This is a genomic window from Sporichthya polymorpha DSM 43042 (assembly GCF_000384115.1).
Classification (GTDB): Bacteria; Actinomycetota; Actinomycetes; order Sporichthyales; family Sporichthyaceae; genus Sporichthya; species Sporichthya polymorpha.
This window is the reverse complement of record NZ_KB913029.1, coordinates 781,571-799,896: the sequence shown is the minus strand read 5'-3', so window position 1 is coordinate 799,896 and position 18,326 is coordinate 781,571. Positions and strand designations below refer to the sequence as shown.

Annotated in this window: 14 protein-coding genes; 9 read left to right on the top strand and 5 right to left on the bottom strand. The window is 71.7% G+C overall.

The genetic code is table 11. From position 1 onward, the window contains the following. Window positions 1-216: 216 nt before the first annotated feature. Complete coding sequence (locus tag SPOPO_RS0103955; RefSeq protein WP_019873482.1) at window positions 217-1,419, bottom strand: D-alanyl-D-alanine carboxypeptidase family protein; 1,203 nt, start codon at window positions 1,417-1,419, stop codon at window positions 217-219. Between the two features lie 276 nt (window positions 1,420-1,695). Between SPOPO_RS0103955 and SPOPO_RS27620 the strand changes: the two genes are divergently transcribed. Continuing rightward, window positions 1,696-7,443 carry an ATP-binding protein gene (locus tag SPOPO_RS27620; RefSeq protein WP_019873481.1) on the top strand — a complete coding sequence of 1,916 codons (5,748 nt, stop codon included), beginning with the start codon at window positions 1,696-1,698 and terminating at the stop codon, window positions 7,441-7,443. 29 nt (window positions 7,444-7,472) lie between these two features. Beyond that, window positions 7,473-7,718 carry a CBU_0592 family membrane protein gene (locus tag SPOPO_RS0103945; protein ID WP_019873480.1) on the top strand — a complete coding sequence of 82 codons (246 nt, stop codon included), beginning with the start codon at window positions 7,473-7,475 and terminating at the stop codon, window positions 7,716-7,718. 15 nt (window positions 7,719-7,733) lie between these two features. Here the strand turns inward: SPOPO_RS0103945 and SPOPO_RS0103940 are convergent, their stop codons facing one another. Further along, complete coding sequence (locus SPOPO_RS0103940; protein WP_019873479.1) at window positions 7,734-8,501, bottom strand: helix-turn-helix domain-containing protein; 768 nt, start codon at window positions 8,499-8,501, stop codon at window positions 7,734-7,736. 99 nt (window positions 8,502-8,600) lie between these two features. Here SPOPO_RS0103940 and SPOPO_RS0103935 point away from each other — a divergent pair, with 99 nt between their 5' ends. From SPOPO_RS0103935 to SPOPO_RS0103925, 3 genes are read left to right on the top strand one after another with little or no spacing between them, the layout of a single operon-like run. Further along, the gene (locus SPOPO_RS0103935; RefSeq protein WP_019873478.1) at window positions 8,601-9,143 is read left to right on the top strand and encodes a DUF4334 domain-containing protein; all 543 of its coding nucleotides are present in this window, start codon (window positions 8,601-8,603) and stop codon (window positions 9,141-9,143) included. Next, window positions 9,140-10,660, top strand: a complete 1,521-nt coding sequence (locus SPOPO_RS0103930; RefSeq protein WP_019873477.1) for an ABC1 kinase family protein — start codon at window positions 9,140-9,142, stop codon at window positions 10,658-10,660. Before SPOPO_RS0103935 ends, SPOPO_RS0103930 begins: the two co-directional genes overlap by 4 nt. Window position 10,661: 1 nt before the next feature. After that, the gene (locus SPOPO_RS0103925) at window positions 10,662-11,456 is read left to right on the top strand and encodes a class I SAM-dependent methyltransferase (RefSeq protein WP_019873476.1); all 795 of its coding nucleotides are present in this window, start codon (window positions 10,662-10,664) and stop codon (window positions 11,454-11,456) included. A gap of 2 nt (window positions 11,457-11,458) precedes the next feature. On the opposite strand, the gene SPOPO_RS0103920 is transcribed toward SPOPO_RS0103925, so the two are convergent. Together SPOPO_RS0103920 and SPOPO_RS27615 are read right to left on the bottom strand one after the other, a co-directional pair. Next, window positions 11,459-12,598 (bottom strand): acyl-CoA dehydrogenase family protein, encoded by a 1,140-nt coding sequence (locus SPOPO_RS0103920; protein WP_019873475.1) that lies wholly within the window; start codon window positions 12,596-12,598, stop codon window positions 11,459-11,461. A 132-nt stretch (window positions 12,599-12,730) separates the two neighbouring features. Further along, window positions 12,731-13,291, bottom strand: a complete 561-nt coding sequence (locus tag SPOPO_RS27615; protein ID WP_156869549.1) for a Rieske (2Fe-2S) protein — start codon at window positions 13,289-13,291, stop codon at window positions 12,731-12,733. A 990-nt stretch (window positions 13,292-14,281) separates the two neighbouring features. Here SPOPO_RS27615 and SPOPO_RS34160 point away from each other — a divergent pair. Together SPOPO_RS34160 and SPOPO_RS34155 are read left to right on the top strand one after the other, a co-directional pair. Further along, the gene (locus tag SPOPO_RS34160) at window positions 14,282-14,419 is read left to right on the top strand and encodes a hypothetical protein (protein ID WP_156869547.1); all 138 of its coding nucleotides are present in this window, start codon (window positions 14,282-14,284) and stop codon (window positions 14,417-14,419) included. A gap of 53 nt (window positions 14,420-14,472) precedes the next feature. Beyond that, entirely contained in the window at window positions 14,473-14,622 is a 150-nt protein-coding gene (locus SPOPO_RS34155; RefSeq protein WP_019873472.1) for a hypothetical protein, read from the top strand. Window positions 14,623-14,874: 252 nt separating this feature from the next. Here the strand turns inward: SPOPO_RS34155 and SPOPO_RS0103890 are convergent, their stop codons facing one another. Continuing rightward, the gene (locus SPOPO_RS0103890) at window positions 14,875-15,507 is read right to left on the bottom strand and encodes a TetR/AcrR family transcriptional regulator (RefSeq protein WP_084670877.1); all 633 of its coding nucleotides are present in this window, start codon (window positions 15,505-15,507) and stop codon (window positions 14,875-14,877) included. Window positions 15,508-15,616: 109 nt separating this feature from the next. Between SPOPO_RS0103890 and SPOPO_RS0103885 the strand changes: the two genes are divergently transcribed. Both SPOPO_RS0103885 and SPOPO_RS0103880 read left to right on the top strand, forming a co-directional pair. Further along, window positions 15,617-17,137: an ABC transporter substrate-binding protein gene (locus tag SPOPO_RS0103885; protein WP_019873469.1), complete on the top strand. Its 1,521-nt coding sequence runs from the start codon at window positions 15,617-15,619 to the stop codon at window positions 17,135-17,137. 2 nt (window positions 17,138-17,139) lie between these two features. After that, window positions 17,140-18,324, top strand: coding sequence for an aminoglycoside phosphotransferase family protein (locus SPOPO_RS0103880; protein WP_019873468.1), 1,185 nt, complete (start codon window positions 17,140-17,142; stop codon window positions 18,322-18,324). Window positions 18,325-18,326: the final 2 nt, after the last annotated feature.

Here is an 18,326-nt window from a genome sequence, read left to right as displayed (position 1 = left end):
CGCGCGCCGTTGAGCTGGACCCGCAGGTCCGCCGGGGCCCGGCGGGGCGGCGGAGTTCGGGGTGTCCTCAAGGAGCGTCAAGCCGACCCGCGTGGCCGAAGGACACGCGAGCAGGACGCGCGGCCGCCGACCGTCACCATGCACCCACGCGGTCCGCGCGGCCGGGAGGTCAGCGACGGAGGACATCCCGAACGGAGCCGTCCCGCCCCACTTCGGTCAGTACCGGTAGACGCCGGCCGCGGCGAAGCGGCGGCGACGCTTGGCCACCTTGAGCGCCAGCACGCCCAACGCGGCCGCCACGGCGAGCAGGCCGCCGGTCATCGCCGAGGTCTTGGCTGAGAAGCCGCCGACCAGCAGGTCGTCGGAGTCCGACGCGTTGGCGACCGAGGTCGGCCGGATGTCGTTGGTACTGACGCCGACGACGGGCGCGAGGTCGGCCTCGCTGACGACCGCCTTGGACAGCGGCTCGACGAGCTGGCCGACCGGCTCGACACGGCCGGAGTTGGCGAAGCCCCACTCCAGCAGCGCGGCGGCGTCGGGGGTGATGCGGCCCTGGGGCGTGAACATCAGGCTGGCGACGATCCGGCGTCCGTCGCGCTCGGCCGCGGCGATCATCGTGTTCTGCGCCTTGGTCGTGTAGCCCATCTTCACGCCGATCGCGCCCGGGTACTCGTTCTGCACGAGCCGGTTCTCGGTGCGGGCGTACATCGCCTCGTCCTTGTACTTCGAGTCGGCCGGGACGGAGACGGCGTTGAACGAGTGCCGGACGGTGGTCATGTACCTGCGGAGGTCACCGCGCTGCAGGGCGGCGCGGCCCCAGAGGGCGAGGTCGTAGGCGGAGGAGAACTGGCCGTCCGCGTCGAGGCCGCTCGGGTTGACGACGGTGGTGTCGTTGGCCTGCAGGCGCCGGGCCTCGGCCTGCATCATCGCGATGCCCTGCTGGAGACTGCCGGCGCCGGCCTTCGCGAGCGCGGTCGCCGCGTCGTTGCCCGACTTGAGCATCAGGGCGTACCAGAGGTCCCCGACCTTGTACGTGTGGCCGGGCCACAGGCCGATGCGCGTGCCCTCCTGGTTCGCGTCCTCCCAGTCGGCGACGTAGAGGTCGGTGTTGTTCAGCCGGGGCGCCATCGTCAGGGCGAGCAGCGTCTTGAGCGTGCTGGCGGGACGCAGCTTGCGGTGCGGGTCGCGCGCCGCGAGCACCTGGCCGGTGTCCGCGTCGGCGACGACCCAGGCCGCCGAGGAGATGTTCGGCAGCGCCGTCGCACCGGAGGGGACGACGAAGCCCTGCTCGGCCATCCGCGGACCGCCGATCACCGAGCCCGTGTCGGCGGCCGCCGTCGACGGCACCGTCGCCGGCAGCAGCGCGGCGAGAACCAGTCCGAGCCCGGCGACACCCAGCCGCCCACGTCGAGAACGCATCCGCCCCTGCTCCTTGCCTCGCCGCAGAGTGCGGCCCCCCAGCGGAGGCGGGCGCGGGTGCATGCCTCCGTGCGTCGAATTTAACGGCGAAGATCCCGCCGCGGTGGGCCTTTGACCTGATCGGGCGCCGCCCGGTGGCGGGTCGTCCCGTTGTGTCCGGAAAGGTCGTCGGTCGGCGCCCCACTCGGTTCCGGACAGGCGGGACTTAAGGCCCTCAAGTGCGAGACGTGCCACACCGAAGTTCCCTCCGTCAGGGGAGAGCTTTGGGGGTGCTCGATGACGGCAGACGCCGACCCCGCACTCCCGGACCTGTTGCTCGGCCGCTATCGGGTCCTCGGTGCGCTGAAGGACGGACATCCGGTACGCACGGTCCTCGCCGAGGACGTGCGGACCGGGATGCGGGTCGTGGTCAAGACGGCCGCAGTCCCGCGCCTGCTGCCGGCGGCCCGGCTGCGCCTGGAGCACGAAGCCGCGGTCCTGCGGCACCTGCGCAGCGAGTGGGTCGCCCCGCTGCTCGACTTCGACCGCGACGACGAGCTCGCCTGCCTGGTCACCCCGCTGATCCCGGGCGTCAGCCTGGAGGAGCGACTGGCCACCGGGCCGCTGTCGCTCGACGACGCGCTGACCGTCGCCCGCGCCGTGCTCTCCGCCCTGCGGGACGCGCACGACCAGGGCGTCCTGCACCGCGACGTGAAGCCCTCGAACATCATCGTCGGCGAGGAGTCCCCGCTCGTCCGCGCGACCCTCATCGACCTGGGTCTCGCCCGCACCGAGTGGCTGCACCCGGAGATCCGCGACGTCCCGGTCGGGACGGTCCGCTACATGTCGCCCGAGCAGGCCGGCCTGATCGAGCGCAGCCCCGACGAGCGCTCCGACCTGTACTCCGCCGGCGTCGTGCTCTACGAATGCCTCGCGGGACGTCCGCTGTTCTCCGGCACCACGCTCGGCGAGGTTCTGCGCCGGCACTTGTCGACGTCAGTGGCGGACTTCGGTGCCCTCGTCGGCGAGGTGCCCCGCGCCGTCAACCAGGTGCTCGGCCGGCTGCTGACACCGGATCCCGACGACCGGTACCAGTCCGCCGACGCCGCGCTGGCCGACGTGTCGAGCATCGTCGCCGCGCTCGGCCGCGGTGAGCCCGAGCCCCGCATCGTCGTCGGCGCCCGGGACCGCAGACGCACGCTCGCCGAGCCGGCCTTCGTGCACCGCGACGCCGAGATGACTGCCTTGCTTTCCCAGGTGACGCAGGCTCAGATCGGTCACGGCGGGGTCGTTCTCGTCGAGGCGGAGTCCGGCGGCGGCAAGAGCCGCCTGCTGGAGGAGTTCGCCTCGCGCGCCACGGCCGGCGGTGCCCGGATCTACCGGGGGCAGGGCGTCGACCAGGCCGCCCAGCGTCCCTTCGAGGTGCTCCGCGCGATGGCCGCCGAGGTGCTGGCCCAGACCCGCGCGGATGCGACCGTGGCCGAGGCATTGCGTGAGCGCCTGGGCGACCGCCGGGAGGCGCTCAGTGCCGCGCTGCCCGATCTGGAGGAGATCTTCGGTCGCAGCGCCGAGCCGCTCGGGCCGGAGGCGTTCGCCGAGATCCGCACGATCGAGGCGATTGCGGCCCTGCTCGAGGCGATCGGGATGCCGGACCGCCCGGCGGTCCTGCTGCTCGACGACGGGCAGTGGGCCGACGACCTCAGTCTCAAGCTGCTGCTGCACTGGCACCAGCAGGCCGGGGCGGCGCCGCGGCACACGCTGGTCGTCGTCGCGTTCCGGACCGAGGAGGTCGAGGCCGCGCACCCGCTGCGCCGGCTCACGACCGCCGAGCGACTCGAGCTCGCGCCCCTCGGCGCGGAGCAGGTCGTCGAACTCGCGGAGTCCATGGCGGGCCCGCTGCCGCGGGAGGCCACGGACATCCTCGTCCGGCTCTCGGACGGCATCCCGTTCATGGCGGCCGCGGTCCTGCGCGGTCTCGTCGAGTCCGGCGCGCTGTTCCGCGAGGACGGTGGCTGGGGGACCGACGCGGTCGCGCTCGCCGACGTCCGGGCGTCCCAGCGCGCGGCGGCCTTCCTCTCGCGCCGGATCGGCCTGCTCCCGCCGGCGGCGCGCGAGCTGCTGTCGGTCGGGGCCGTGCTCGGCAAGGAGTTTGACCCCGAGTTCGCCGCCGAGCTCGCCGGTCAGCAGCCGGCCGCCGCCTTCACGGGGCTGGAGGAGACGCGCCGCCGGCACATGATCTGGATCCGGGCCGACCGGTGCGCGTTCGTCCACGACAAGCTGCGGGAGACGTTCCTCGAGCTGCTTCCTCCGGCGGAGCGCCGCCGCCTGCACCGCCTCGCCGCGGAACGGCTGGAGGCGCGCGACCCGGACAACACCTTCGACCTCGCCTTCCACTTCGACGCGGCCGGCGAGCCGGAGCGGGCGCTGCCGCACGCGTTGCTGGCGGCTGAGGGCGCCCGCCGGCGCCACGCCCTGTCGGCGGCCCAGCAGCAGTACGAGATCGCCGAGCGCGGTGCGCCGGGCGCGGACGTGGCGACCCGGCTCGCGATCGCCGAGGGCCTCGGAGACGTGCTGATGCTGCGCGGGCTCTACGACCTCGCCCGGCACCACTACGAGACGGCCCGGGACCTCGCCGGCGACGCCATCTCGACCGCGCGCCTGCAGGGCAAGCTCGGCGAGCTGGCGTTCAAACGTGGCGAACTGGAGGTCGCGAACACGGCGCTGGAGAGCGCCCTGCGTTCGCTCGGCCACCGCGTCCCGAACGGCCGGTTCGGCTTCTTGCTCGCCGCGATGCAGGAGCTGCTCGTGCAGCTGCTCCACACGCTGCTGCCGCGCTTCTTCGTTGGCCGCCGGGCGGTGGGACCCGAGGAGGAGTTCGTCGCGATCCGGATCCACAGTCGGCTCGCGCACACGTACTGGTTCTCGCGCGGTTCGCTGCCGACGTTGTGGACCCACCTGCGCGGCATGAACCTCGCCGAGCGGTACCCGCCGTCCGCCGAGCTCGCGCAGGCGTACTCCGAGCACGCCCCGGTGATGACGCTGATCCCGTGGTTCGAGCGCGGCATCCGCTACAGCGAGCGGTCCCTGCAGATCCGCCGCGACCTCGGTGACATCTGGGGTGAGGGTCAGTCACTTCACTTCCTGGGTGCCCTGCTCTACAGCGCTTCCCGGTTCGAGGAGTGCATCGCGCGCTGCCGCGAAGGGGTTCGCCTGCTCGACCGGACCGGCGACCGGTGGGAGGCCAACACCGCGCGCTGGCACATCGCGTTCTCCCTCTACCGGCTCGGCGACCTGCGCGGCGCGGCGGAGGCCGCGCGCGCGGTCTACGCCTCGGGCGCGGAGATCGGTGACGCGCAGGCGCGCGGCATCGCGCTCGGTGCCTGGTCGAAGGCCAGCGGCGGTCACGCCCCGGTCGAGTTGATCGAGGCCGAACTGAGCCGTCCGACCCACGACGTGCACACCAGCGCCGAGGTGCTCCAGGCCCAGGGCGTGCGCCTGTTGGCCGAGGGTTCGCCCGCTGCGGCCGCCGCCGTGCTCACCGAGGCAGCCGGCATGGTTCGGTCCGCCGGACTGCGACAGGAGTACGTGGCCCCGGTCTGGCCGTGGCTCACCACCGCGCTGCGCCTGCAGGCCGAGACCCTGCCGGCGACCCTGCCCGCTCGCCGGCGCGCCGTGCTGCGCGCGGCGGCTCGCGAGGCCCGCCGGTCCCGCCGGCTCGGCCGGTCCTACCGCAACAACCTCCCGCACGCTCTGCGCGAGGCCGGCCTGATCGCCGCGATGCGGGGACGCTCGCGGAAGGCGCGTCGGTTCCTGCAGCGCAGCCTCGCCGTTGCCGATCAACTGAGGATGCGTCACGAGCACGCGCAGTCCGTCGTCGCGCTCGCCGCACTCGAGCCGAACCTCGACCGGCGCGACGTCGGACTCGACCTGCAGACCGCCCGCGCGGTCCTCGGCGAGCAGGAGTGGCGCGAGCCCGAGACCGACGCGGTCACGCCGTCGCTCGTCGACCGCTTCGACGCGATCCTGGAGTCCGGGCGGTCGATCGCCTCCGCCCTGTCGCGTGGTGCCGTGTATTCCGCGGTGCGCGACGCCGCGGCCACCCTGCTTCGCGGCGAGCACTGCCTGGTGCTGGAGGCGCTCGACGGGCCCGACGGGGATCTCGTCGCCGTCGCGGGTCACGCGCCGGGGGAGTTCAGCCGAGCCGTCGCCCGGCGTGCGCTCGCCGAGGGCCGGCCCATCGTTCCGGACGACGAGACCGCCGCCGACGCCAGCGAGAGTCTCGTACTCTCCGGCATCCGCTCCGTGCTGTGCGCCCCGATCCACGTGCACGGCCGCCCGGTCGCCTGCGTCTACACCGAGCACCGTCGCGTCGGTGGTCTGTTCGGGGAGAACGAGGCGCAACTCGCCGAGTTCATCGCGACCCTCGCCGGCGCGGCGCTGGAGAACGCCGAAGGCTTCGCGGAGATTCAGGATCTGACACGCACTCTGGAGCAGCGGGTCGAGGAGCGGGCCGCCGAACTCGCGGAGGCTGTGGCCGAGGTCGCCGCCGCCCGTGACGCCGCTCTCGCCGCCGCGGCGGCGTCGTCGACCTTCCTCGCGACGATGAGCCACGAGATCCGGACGCCGCTGAACGCGGTCATCGGGTTCACCGGGCTGTTGCTCGGATCGCCGCTCTCCGACGAGCAGCGCGACCTCGCCTCGTCGGTGCGGACGAGCGGTGAGGCGCTGCTCGACATCATCAACGACATCCTCGACTACTCGAAGATCCAGGCCGGCGAGCTGCACATCGAGCGGGCGCCGTTCGACGTCGTCGACCTGCTCGACAGCGCGGTGGAGCTGGTCGCGAACACGGCCTCGCTCAAGGGCCTGGAGCTCGTCAGCACGGCCGACGGGTCGTGCCCGGCCGTCGTCCTCGGCGACGTCACGCGGCTGCGCCAGGTCGTGGCCAACCTGCTCTCGAACGCGGTGAAGTTCACCGTCTCGGGCTCCGTCGCCGTCCACGTGCGCGCGGTGCCGGACTCCGACCCGGACGACCTGACCCTGGAGATCGCGGTCTCGGACACCGGGATCGGCATTCCGGCCGACGCGATCGAGCGCCTGTTCGCCCCCTTCAGCCAGGTCGACGCCTCGACGACGCGGCTGTACGGCGGGACCGGGTTGGGCCTGGCGATCAGTCGCCGGCTCGCGACCGCCATGGGCGGCGAGATCTCCGTGCGCAGCGAGCCCGGGGTGGGTTCGGCGTTCACGGTCCGGGTGCGGGTGGGGCGGGCGTCGACGTCTTCGCTCGACCACGCGGCGGCCCTGCGGTCCCGGTCGGTACTCGTCGCCCTGCCCGAGGGCCTCCTCCGCTCCGCGCTGGTCGACCAGCTGACGGCGTGGGGCCTGAAGTGCCGCACGACGGCCGAGGGCAGGTGGGACGTCGCGATCGTCGACCAGGGCATCGCGCCCCCGGAGGCGCAAGCGCTCCGTCGGGGCGGGGCGCCGCTGGTGGCGATCACCTCCATCGGGGACGGGCTCGCCGGTGGGGACCGGCGGCTCTTCGCCGCCACCGTCACCAAGCCCGTGCGGCTGCGGGCGCTCGCGGACACGCTGCTGCGGGTGCTCGAGCCGACGCGGGGCATCCCGGCGCAGTCTCCGCCGGTCGGCGCCGAACCGGTCTCGGCGGGCGCGCTGCGCATCCTGCTCGTCGAGGACAACGCGATCAACCAGAAGGTCGCCCGGTTGCAGCTGAAGAACCTGGGGCACGACGCGGTCGACGTGGCCGGCAACGGCCTCGAAGCGGTCGCGGCGCTGGAGGCCCAGGCCTACGACCTGGTCCTGATGGACGTCCAGATGCCGGAGATGGACGGGCTGGAGGCCACGCGCACCATCCGGCGCATGACGTTCCCGGACGGACCGCCCCGCATCGTCGCCATGACCGCCGGCGCCCTCGCCGCCGAGCGCGACGCCTGCACCGCGGCCGGCATGGACGCCTACCTCGCCAAACCCGTCCGGCTCGACGAGCTCCGCGACGTCCTCACCGAGGTGCTGGGGCCCGTGCAGTAGTCGGCCGCTTCCGGGGAAGATGTGCGCCCATGGCGCAGATCGTGCAACTCGTGGGGGCGTTCCTGGTGCTGGCCGGGTTCATCGGCAACCAGCGGTTCGGGCTCTCGACCGGGAGCCCGTGGTATCTGCTCGCGAACGCGCTGGGGAGCTCGATCCTCGCGACCGTGGCCGCGACGAGCGGCAACTACGGCTTCCTCCTGCTCAACGTCGTCTGGGCGGTGGTCGCCGTCCTCGGCCTCGTCCGTCTGGCGCTGGGGCGGCCCGCGACGGCGTGAGCCGGCGGGGTGCCGTCACGGGCTGAGCAGGGGGTCCTCGGCCCGCAGGGGCTCGTAGAGGGCGGTGGCAAGGGCGGCGAGTTCCTCGGCCTCGGCGACCGGAAGCGCCTTCGCCCAGATCTCGGCCTCGCGGGCGTCGGTCAGGTCCTCGGCCGCGCGCTTGCGTTCCTGGTAGCCGTCGGCGGGCGGGAACGGCTCGGACCAGCCGAGCATCCTGGCGTACTCCGCGCCCTGGTTCAGCAGGTGCGCCTCGAGCATCGGCAGGCCGACGGCGGTCATCGCGGCCAGGTGCAGCCCGAAACGCAACTCGCGCAGCAGGACGGCCACCTGCAGGGCCCGGCCCGGGGCATCGGACGCACGGGGCAGCGTCACCTGGACGGCGAAGAGCGGAAGTCCCGTCGTCGGAGCCCCGGCGAGGACCTTCTCGCCCAGTTCGACGAACCGGGCCGTACCAGGGGCGTCGGCGAAGCGTGACCGGCCCCAGTCCGCTGCCTGGGCGAAGTACAGCTCGGCGCCGCCGCGGGCCCCGTGTGGGCGTACCGCCAGCGGCCAGAACTTCGCGGCGAGCCCCGGGCCGAGGATGCCGAGGACCGCGTCGACGACCGTCGCGCTCGTGTCGCCGAGCAGTCCGGCGCGCCCCGCGAGGTAGCCGGCGTAGGGGTGCTCGTAGCCGGCCTTCGTGCTGGCCTCGAACTGCTCGGGGTGCAGCATCCACACCGAACCGATCCGCTGGATCGGGTGTGCCGCAGCCCGTGCGGCGGCGGCGACGGCGGGGTCGGTCATGGGCGTCCTTCGTTCGAAGCGGCCGGTCCCGATACCCGTATCACAGGCGGGTGCGCGAGGATCCTCGGAGAAGGTCCGCCAACCCCGGGGAGCTCCGCCGTGTCGATCGCCGATCTGCAGAAGCTGGAGTCCGGCGCCACCGCGGCGCAGGCGTGGGAACTGTTCGACTCGCTGCCCGCGGTCCGGGCCGAGGACCTGCGGGGCCGGTGGCGCGGCCGCGAACTGCCGACCGGCCACCCGATGGACGGGATCCTCGAGGCGTCCGGCTGGTACGGCAAGCAGTTCGACGACGCCGAGTCGGTGCACCCGCTGCTGTTCGCGATCGGGGGCGACCCGGACTCGGTGTTCGCCGTCGACCCACGGCGCGTCCCGGTCGGGCTCGCGGACAAGGTGCCGCCGTCGCTGGTGGCGAAGGGGCGCGGGGTGCTCGGCGTCCTGCGGCCGGGCCTGCGGACGCGGCGCCACCGCGCACGGCTGCGGAACCTCGAGCATCGCGGGGTCGTCACCGCCGCGATGGTTTACGACCACCTGCCGATCATCGACGTCTTCCGCCGGGTCGACGAGACGACCTTGCTCGGCGTCATGGACCGGCGCGGGATGCCGGAGCCGTACTTCTTCGTCCTGGCCCGGGAGTCGGCGTGAAGCGCCAGCGCGTCACCGAGGTCGCGCGGATCCTCGGTGAGCTGCTGACGAGCGAGGCGACGCGGCAGGCGCGGCGGATTCGCCGGACGGACGTCGACCCGCTGGCGGCCGAGCGCGAGCGGGCCCGGGCGCTGCGCGAAGCGTTGGAGGGTCTGGGCCCGCTGTACATCAAGATGGGCCAGGTCCTCTCCACCCGGCCGGACATGGTGTCGGCGACGATCATCGAGGCGCTGCAGGACCTCCACGAAGAAGTGATGGTCCGTCCGTTCGACGAGTTCGAGCACGTCCTGGTGAAGAACCTCGGGCCGGACTGGCGCGCCCGGTTCGCGACGATCGAGACCGAGCGTCCGCTGGGTGCCGCGTCGATGGCGCAGGTCTACGCGGGGACGCTGCACGACGGCCGCGAGGTCGTCGTCAAGGTGCTGCGCCCGCACGTCGCGGCGCAGGCGCGCCTCGACATGGAGATCCTCGCGCAGGCCGTCCGGCTCGTGATGCGGCGTTTCCCGGTCCAGGCCGAGCTGTTCCAACCGGAGGCGATGCTCGAGAGCATCTTCGTCGCGATGCGCCCGGAGATCGACTTCACCGTCGAGGCGGCCAACATCGAGGCCTTCCAGAAGTACACCCGCGACTACAAGCACCTGACGGTGCCGGACGTGGTGGAGGTGACGAAGGAAGTCCTGATCATGACCCGTGCGCCGGGTCGTTCGATCCGTTCGGCGGACCTGACGCAGTTCTCGGGCGAGGAGCGCCGCGCGATCGCGCGGGACGCGTCCGAGTTGCTGTTCCGGGGCTTTCTCGTCGACGGGGTGTTCCACGCCGACCCGCATCCGGGCAACATCTTCGTCGCGGTCGGGGAGCCGGCGACCCTCATCGACTTCGGGATGATCGGCCGGATCGACCGCCGGACCGCGCTGGGCTACACGCGGTTCATGCTCGCGATGGCGTTGAACGACGGGCAGGCCGCCGGTCGCGCCGTCGTCGAGATGTCGACGCTGACGACGAGGTCCGACGTCCCCGGCTTCCTCAACGACATGGGGCGTTGGGTCCCGTCGGTGGTCAACCTCTCCCTCGACAACGCCGAGTTCGGCGCGACGTTCAACCAGTTCCTGGTCTTCTGCTCCAAGCGTGGCATCGCGGTGAACCCGGCCGTCGCGTTGTTCGGCAAGGCGTCGGCGAACCTCGAGGGCACGCTGCGCGCGATCGCCCCGGAGCTCACGCCCGTCGAGGTGTTCCGCGAGGTGATGGCCGACGTCCTTCGCGACCAGGCCAAGAGCATGGCCGCCGGCGGCGAGCTCATGCGCCTGGCCAACGAGACCTTCATCGCCGCGTACTCGCTGCCCGAGCAGGCCCGGTACCTCGCCCAGTCCGTCTTCGACGGGCAGTTCGTCCTCCGCACCCGCGACGACGCGCTCCTGATCGCCCAGGACCGCGAGGACGCCCGGGCGAAGAAGATGCGCCGTCTGATCCTCGGCCTCGGCGCCGCCGCCCTGTGGGTGAGCTACCGGAACCAGAGTTGAGATGAGCGAGGACCGGAGCCGGGTCTGGGCCGCGGACATGTCCGCGGCGTACGACCGGTACCTGGTGCCCGCGGTGTTCCGGCCGTTCGCCGACGACCTTGCAGCGCGGGTGGCGCGGCACCGGCCGCGGCGGGTCCTCGAACTGGCCGCGGGCACCGGAGCGCTCACGCAGGCCCTGACCGCCTTGCCGGGCACGGAGGTGGTGGCCACCGACCTGAACACCGCGATGGTCGAGGTCGGGTCCGCGCGTGTCCCGGCCGCCACCTGGCGCGCGGCGGACGCGATGGATCTGCCCTTCGAGGACGACGAGTTCGATCTCGTCGCCTGTCAGTTCGGCGTCATGTTCTTCCCGGACCGGCCCGGGGCGTACGGCCAGATCGCGCGCGTCCTGCGCCCGGGTGGTCGGTTCCTGTTCAACTCCTGGGGTCCGCTCGCCGCCCACGAGGTGGAGGCCGCGGTGATCGACGCGCTTGCCGGGTGCTTCCCGGACGACCCGCCCACCTTCCTCGCCCGCGTGCCCCACGGTTACTCGGACGCCGACCGCATCCGGGCCGACCTCGCGGCGGCGGGCCTCCGCTCCGCCGAGGTCGAGACCGTCGACGCGGTGTGTCGTGCCGACAGTGCGCTCGACCTCGCGACCGGCTACTGCCGCGGCACACCGCTTCGGTTCGAGATCGAGGCGCGCGGCGACCTGGAGTCGACCACCCGAGCGGTGGAGGCCTTCCTGGCAGAACGCTACGGGCCCGGTCCGGTCGCCGGGAGGATGAGCGCGCTGGTCGTCTCCGCAGCGAACTGACGCTACGTCATCCGGTCGCGCAACGCCTGCTTCGCGATGATGACCTGCTGGATCTGGCTGGTGCCCTCGTAGATCCGGAACAGGCGGACGTCGCGGTAGAAACGCTCGACGGCGATGCCGCGCATGTACCCGGACCCGCCGTGGACCTGGACGGCGCGGTCGGCGATGCGGCCGACGGCCTCGGAGGCGAAGTACTTCGCGGCGGACGGGCCGAGGCGGCGGTCGGCGCCGGAGTCGAAGTCGCGCGCGACGTCGAGAACGAGGCTGCGCGCGGCGCGGTACTCGGTGACCGAGTCGGCGATCAGGCCCTGGATGAGCTGATACTCGCCGATGAGCTGCCCGCCCTGCTCGCGGGTCGCGGCGTAGCCGACGGTCTCGTCGACGAGCCGCTCGGCGAGGCCGACGCAGACCGCGGCGATGTGCACCCGGCCGTGGGCGAGGCACTGCATGGCGGTGAGGTAGCCGCGGTGCAGACCCGCGTCGCCGCCGATGAGGTTGGCGTGCGGGACGCGGACGTCGTCGAGGTAGACGTCGGCGGTCCAGGCGCCGAACTGACCCATCTTCGCGTCCTTGGGCCCGACGGTCAGGCCCGGACTGTCCTTCGGGACGAGGAAGGTCGAGATGCCGCGGGCCGGAGCGGCGTCCGGGTCGGTGCGCGCGTAAACCATGAAGACGTCGGCACCCGGCGCGTTGGTGATGAACCGCTTGGTTCCGTTGAGCACCCAGTCGTTGCCCTCGCGGCGGGCCGAGGTGCCCAGCCGCGACGGGTCGGACCCGGCCTCGGCCTCGGTGAGTGCGAAGGAGGCGACGACGTCCCCGCTCGCGATCTTCGGCAGCCACTCCGCCTGTTGCTCGGGTGAACCCCCGGCCATCAGGGTGTGCCCGGCGATCCCGTTGTTGGTCCCGAACAGCGACCGCAGCGCCGGCGTCGTGTACCCGAGCTCCATGACGAGCCGGACCTCGTCGTACATCGACAGCCCGAGCCCTCCGTGCTCCTCCGGCAGCGCGAACCCGTAGAGCCCGAGCTCCTTCACCGCCTTCCGCAGGTGGGCGGGGACGTCGTCGTTGGCGTCGATCTCCGCCTCGAGCGGAACCACGTCGTTCCGGATGAACGACCGGACGGTGACCAGGATCTCCGACACGGAGCTTTCTTCGAGCACGGCCCGAGTCTTTCCGATCGGCCCGCCCGGCGCCAGCGTCCGAGCCGTGCAACGCAAGGACCTCCCGGCGACCGGCCGGGAGGTCCTTGGTACGACAGGGGGCGTGAGGGTGCGTCAGGCCTTCTTCGCCTTGTAGATCTGGCCGCCCTCGACGATGATCGGCTTCTTCGGCAGCGGCTTCTTGGCCGGACCGTCGAGGACCTTGCCGCTCTTGATGTCGAACTTCGCGCCGTGGCACGAGCAGTTCATCTCGCCGGGGGTGTCGAAGGCGTCGACGGGGCAGCCCTCGTGGGTGCAGAGGGAGTCGTAGCCCAGGAACTGGCCGGCCTTCGGCTGGGTGATGATGTACTCGTCCGCCTCGAAGAGAGCCCCGCTGTTCACGGGGATGTCCTCGGTGGAGGCGATGGGGGTGTCGCCGTCCTTGACGAGCTTGCCGCCCTTGGCGGCGCCCTTCTTCTTGCCCTTCGCCGCGCCCTTCTTCTTCCCCTTCTTCTTGGGGTCGGGCTTCGGGAGGGGAGCGGTCTCGGCCTCGGTCGTCGCGACGGCGTTCGAGCTCAGGGCCATCGGGACGGTGAACGCGGCGAGACCCATCGCCGAGATTCCCCGCAGGACGGCGCGCCGGCCGGGTGCGCCTTCCGGTTCGTCGGGGTGATGGGGCGTTTCCGCAGCAGCCATGATGCCTCCGATTCGGGCGGGCGTGAGAAAAGTACGGGTTTGGGCGTTCTGACCCTATTTCGCAGCGGGGTGGAAGTACCTCGGCCGGAAGCCCCCGTGTTGTGGACAGCCGGTGCGGTCGCCAACCGGTCGCCCACCTGCGCCGAGCGGCCGAGTTTGGCCGACGAACGGTTCAACTCCCGGGGCAGCGGAGATGGCATCTCCACCGCCGGGCGTTGCGTCCGGGAAAGTGGTCGCCGGAGCAACCATTTTCCCGGACGTTAGGCGCCTTTCTGCGATGCTCGCCGCCGGCGATGGCGACGCAGAAACCGACGATCAGAAGCAGTCGGTCGCGGCCGATACTTCGGTCCTGGGCCTTTGGGGTGAGAAGCGCTTCATCCCTGCTCCGGGCTGGCCGGAACCGCCACCGGGGTGGGTGCCGCCCTGGGGTTGGCGACCGGACCCCTCGTGGCCGCCTGCGCCCCCAGGGCACCGCTGGTGGGGGAGGCCGAAGCGCACCTGGGGCCAGCGAGTCGCTCTGCTCGGGGTGGCCTGCGCCGGAGGGGCGGTCGTCCTGAGTTTCATGCTCGGAGCTCTGCTGGCTGCCGGCTGGTACCTCGAGGAGTACGGCGATCCGATCTACGGACACAACGCCTGCAACGACCGGTGGGGCGGCAACGACTACATCGAGGACGCCATCATCGACGACATCCCGGAAGGATTTCTGCGCGGCTACCTGGACATCGGCCCCGACTGTGACGACCGCCGGACCGGATCCGTCGGCGCCGCGTGGAGCAGCACGGCCCGCCCGGCCTCTGTGGTGGACCAACTCGTCCGCCAGGGGTGGACGCGCACCGACCCACCGGGCGGTGTGCCGGCCTGGTACTCGGCGAACGAGCCGGCGGCGGATCCGCGGTGGTCGTGCCTGACGCCCACCGGGGGCCCGTGGCACCCGCTCAAGCGCAAGAGTATCCGAGCAAGTCGTGCGGCGGTCGCGCGGAGGAACAGATCGTGCTCACCGCCGAACGTGGCCCGCGCCTGTTCGTCGCCCGCTTCGGGCCGAGCGGACTTACTGTCGACGCCGCCCACAAGCGAGACGAAGAAGGGGTGGCGGCGATCCGCAGAACCGCTGTCCCCGGCGACTACTGATCCGTCGGGCTTTCCCGATTGCCGGACCTGGGTCGCGACGCCACGATGGCGTGATGGAGCCGGACGCGCCTCAGCGCGAGCTGATCGAACTATTGGATCGCGTCGCCGCATCGGGCGACTTGCCCACCGACGACGACGCGATGGCCGCAGCCGTCGAGGAAGTGCGGTCCGTCCGGGCGCAACGGCGGACGAATCCCGCCTGAGGCTCGCGGAAACGTCGATGCCCTTGAGCAGTCCGAGCTGAGCGACGTCGAGAGCGGGCCTCCTCCTCGTCCGCGCCGGCAACCCGGATCAAGTGGTCCAGTACTTCGGCGACGCCGACAGACGTGAGCGCAGCTTCACCGGCGTTCAGGAGAGTCACCACCCGGGCCGCCGCCGGTTCGCCGCGCAGCAGCCGCCGAGCAGTTCCAGATTGCAGGAGTAGCCCTGCGTGCCGCTCGAAACAGGGCAACTGCTCAGGAAGACTTGCGCCTGCTGCGTTTGGGGGGCGCGGGTGGCGGTGCGCCGTTAAGGAGAGCGGGGACGAGGAAGAGCTCGAAGAGCTCGCGCTGGCGCTTCGGGTCGACGTCGCTGCGGAGCAGGAAGGCGTAGTGGACCGAGGCCAGCCACTCGATGAGGTCGGCGTCGGAGAGGTCGCTCCGCAGCTCGCCGGTCTCGCGGGCGCGGTCGAAGACGGGCTTCCACAGGCCGGACACTGCGGCGTACGGAGGCCGGGTCGGGTCGAGGAGCAGGCTCGGCAGATCGTCGAGCGTGCTGGCCTCGAACAGGTCGGCCAGCAGGGTCTCGCTGCGTCCGATGTCGATCGCGGCGAGCGAGCCCTCGACCACGGTTTCCGCAAAGCCGGCGCCGACCGGGAGACGCTTGCGGTTCTCCTCGATGATGCGCTCGATCTCGTCCTCGGCCAGGGCGGCGATCAGACCCTGGCGTCCGTCGAAGTACTGGTAGAGCAGCGGGCGGCTGATGCCGGCGGCCTGCGCGATGTCCTCGATGCGGGTGCGCACGACCCCGAAGCGCTTGAAGCAGTCGCGCGCCGCGTCGAGAACGCGGCGCCGTACGGGAGCGGACTCGGCGGCCACGGATGCTGGCATGGGCGGGAGGCTAACAGATCCCGTCAGATGTCAGGCGTCTTGCGTTGACGCCTGACACGAGCCGGTTTAGTGTCACATGTCAGGTGTAAACCGAGCTCGGAGCCTCTTGATGAACCCCGCCCCCTCGAAAGCGCCGGCACGACGATCGGCCGTCCGCCGTGCGCTGGTCGCCGGGCTGTTGGCCGCCGTGGTGCCGTTGTCCGGTTGCGGCACCCGCATGTCCTCCGAAGCCATCGAGGCGGCCGACGGTTCGGCGATCTCTGCGCAGGTCGCCGCCGGTGACGCGTCGAGCCCGGCCGCGGGCTCGGGCGCGGAGGTGCCGGTGGCTGCCGGTGGGGAGGTCGCGCCGGTGCCGGGCGCGCCGGCGGCTGCGGGCGGCAACAGCGGACCCGCCGCCGCCCCGGCGCCGGGGTCGACCGTCGGGGGAACGAAGTCGGAAGGAAACTCGACGGGCTCCGCGGGCGCCGCCACGGTGCCGACCGGGCCGAACGCGCCGTGCAAGCAGTCCCTGGCGCCGATCGTGCTCGGTCAGACGGGGGCGTTCTCCGGGATCATCGGGTCGCCGATGATCAACGTCCGCACCGGCATCGCGCTGTGGTCGCGGGCGGTCAACGCCGCCGGGGGAGTGCAGTGCCACCCGGTGCAGGTGATCCAGATGGATGACGGCGCCGACCCGGCTCGCGTGAGCTCGAACCTCAGCTCGTTGAAGGGCAAGGGCGTCGTGGCGATGATCGCCGTCAACGTCCCGACGACGTTCTCGGCCGCCAAGCGGTTCGCCGAGCAGAACAGGATGCCGATCATCGGCGGGGACCTCATCGAGACCCCGTGGTACTCCAGCCCGTGGTTCTTCCCGCAGGGCGGCGGCCCGCTGGCCTCCTACGCCGGCGCGATCAAGCAGGCGGCGCTCAAGGCCAACACGAAGAAGGTCGGCCTCATCTACTGCGTCGAGGCGGCGATCTGCGGAACGATCAACCAGAACTTCGACGCGATGGCCAAGATCTCCGGGCTGGAGGTCGTCGTCCGCAAGGTCTCCTCGATCACCTCACCGGACTACACCGCCGAGTGCCAGGCGTTGAAGGCCGCCGGCGCCGAAGCCATCTTCGTCGCGCTCGAAGGTTCCGGGGACGCGCGCTTCGCGCGCTCGTGCCTCTCGTTGGGCTACGCGCCGCCGACCGCCACGTCCGCGTTGTCGGTGAACGCCGAGGCGGCGCAGGACGCGAACTTCCGCAAGCTCGGCGTCTTCCTCGGCACGCCGAACGCCCCGTACCTCGCCCAGGACTCCGGGGGCGTCAAGGCGTTCCAGGCTGCGTACAACCGCTTCGCCGCGGGCTCGATGCTCGACCAGAACCTGATCAGCGGATGGGCGGCGGGCAAGTTGTTCGAGAAGGCGCTCTCCCACGTCGCCGATCGGGCCCGCAGCGGCGAGGTGACCACCGAACTCATCCTCGACGGCCTGTGGCGGATTCAGAACGAGAAGCTCGACGGGCTCTCCTCGCCGATCACCTTCAACAAGAACGCACCGCCGGACCCGAACGACTGCTACGCGCTGCTGAACCTGACGACCACGGGCTACAGCGCGCCGCTGGGCAGCAGGTTCGAGTGCTTCAAGGGCCTTCCGAAGGGATTCTGAGCGTGGATCCCCGCCTGGAGTTCGTCCAGATGACTGCGAAGGTCGCGCGCAGCTACGCAGCCGAACGCCTCACCAAGCCGCACCCGGCCACGCTCCGGGAGGTGCCGCCGGGGCCGGACTCCGTCACGCGCGAATGGCTGACGCTGGCCCTGTGCGACGGAGTGCCCGGGGCCGAGGTGACGTCGTTTCAGTTCGGTGACCGGGACGACGGCGCCACCGCGCGCTGCCCGTTGACGGTGCAGTACAACCGCGCGGGGCAGGACGCCGGGCTGCCCGTGCATCTGTTCACCAAGTCCTGTCCTACGTTCACCACGCGAATGCTCTCGGCGGCGGTCAACCTCAACGAGGTCGAGTCGGCGTTCTACACCCACCTGCGTCCGGAGCTCGACATCGAGGCCCCGCACGGGTACTACACGGCCTACGACCCGCTGACCGAACGTGGCTTCTTCATCCTCGAGGACATCGGGAAAACCCGGGGTGCGGTCTTCGGAACGGTGATGACCCGTCAGCTCAGCCGCGCGCAGGCGGAGAGCCTGGTCGAGGTTCTGGCGACGATCCACGCCCGGTACTGGAACGCGCCGATCCGCCGGCGGTTCGGCGGCTGGATCCGCAACTCCGTCGAGTACATCGAGCGCCTGAACGCGACGCTGCCCGCGAAGAAGCGCATGGCCGTCGGGGTGGAACGCGGCCGCGACGTCATCCCGCCCGAGATCTACGCCCGGCGGGACGAGATCCATCCGGCGCTGATGCGCGCGATGGCGCTCAACGTCGAGGGCCCGCAGACGTTGCTGCACACCGACGTCCACCCCAGCAACTGGTACGTGGCCCGTGACGGACGGATGGGACTGTTCGACTTCGCCTGCCTGACCACCGGCGGATGGGCCCGCGACGTCGCGTACGCGCTGGCGACCCATCTTCCTCCGGAGGACCGCCGGGAGTGGGAGCGCGACCTGGTGACGCTCCACGGTGAGTACCTCGCCAAGGCGGGCATCACTCCGCCCTCGCCGGAGGAGGCATTCGGTCTCTACAGCCGGCAGATGACCCACGGCATGTTGATGTGGCTCGGCACCCTCGGCCTCAGCAAGCTCATGCCCTCACCCCACCCGCAGGACGTCATGCTGGAGACGGTCCGCCGCGTCACGACCGCTGCGCTCGACCTCGGCACCCTCGATCTGCTCCGGGACTGACC

Bases quoted from the DNA above. Each gene is read 5' to 3' on its own strand.
- SPOPO_RS0103925 (WP_019873476.1), top strand. From the start codon at position 10,662: ATGAGCGAGGACCGGAGCCGGGTCTGGGCCGCGGACATGTCCGCGGCG.
- SPOPO_RS0103885 (WP_019873469.1), top strand. From the start codon at position 15,617: ATGAACCCCGCCCCCTCGAAAGCGCCGGCACGACGATCGGCCGTCCGC.
- SPOPO_RS34155 (WP_019873472.1), top strand. From the start codon at position 14,473: ATGGAGCCGGACGCGCCTCAGCGCGAGCTGATCGAACTATTGGATCGC.
- SPOPO_RS27620 (WP_019873481.1), top strand. From the start codon at position 1,696: ATGACGGCAGACGCCGACCCCGCACTCCCGGACCTGTTGCTCGGCCGC.
- SPOPO_RS0103955 (WP_019873482.1), bottom strand. From the start codon at position 1,419: ATGCGTTCTCGACGTGGGCGGCTGGGTGTCGCCGGGCTCGGACTGGTT.
- SPOPO_RS0103890 (WP_084670877.1), bottom strand. From the start codon at position 15,507: ATGCCAGCATCCGTGGCCGCCGAGTCCGCTCCCGTACGGCGCCGCGTT.
- SPOPO_RS0103945 (WP_019873480.1), top strand. From the start codon at position 7,473: ATGGCGCAGATCGTGCAACTCGTGGGGGCGTTCCTGGTGCTGGCCGGG.
- SPOPO_RS27615 (WP_156869549.1), bottom strand. From the start codon at position 13,291: ATGGCTGCTGCGGAAACGCCCCATCACCCCGACGAACCGGAAGGCGCA.
- SPOPO_RS0103940 (WP_019873479.1), bottom strand. From the start codon at position 8,501: ATGACCGACCCCGCCGTCGCCGCCGCCGCACGGGCTGCGGCACACCCG.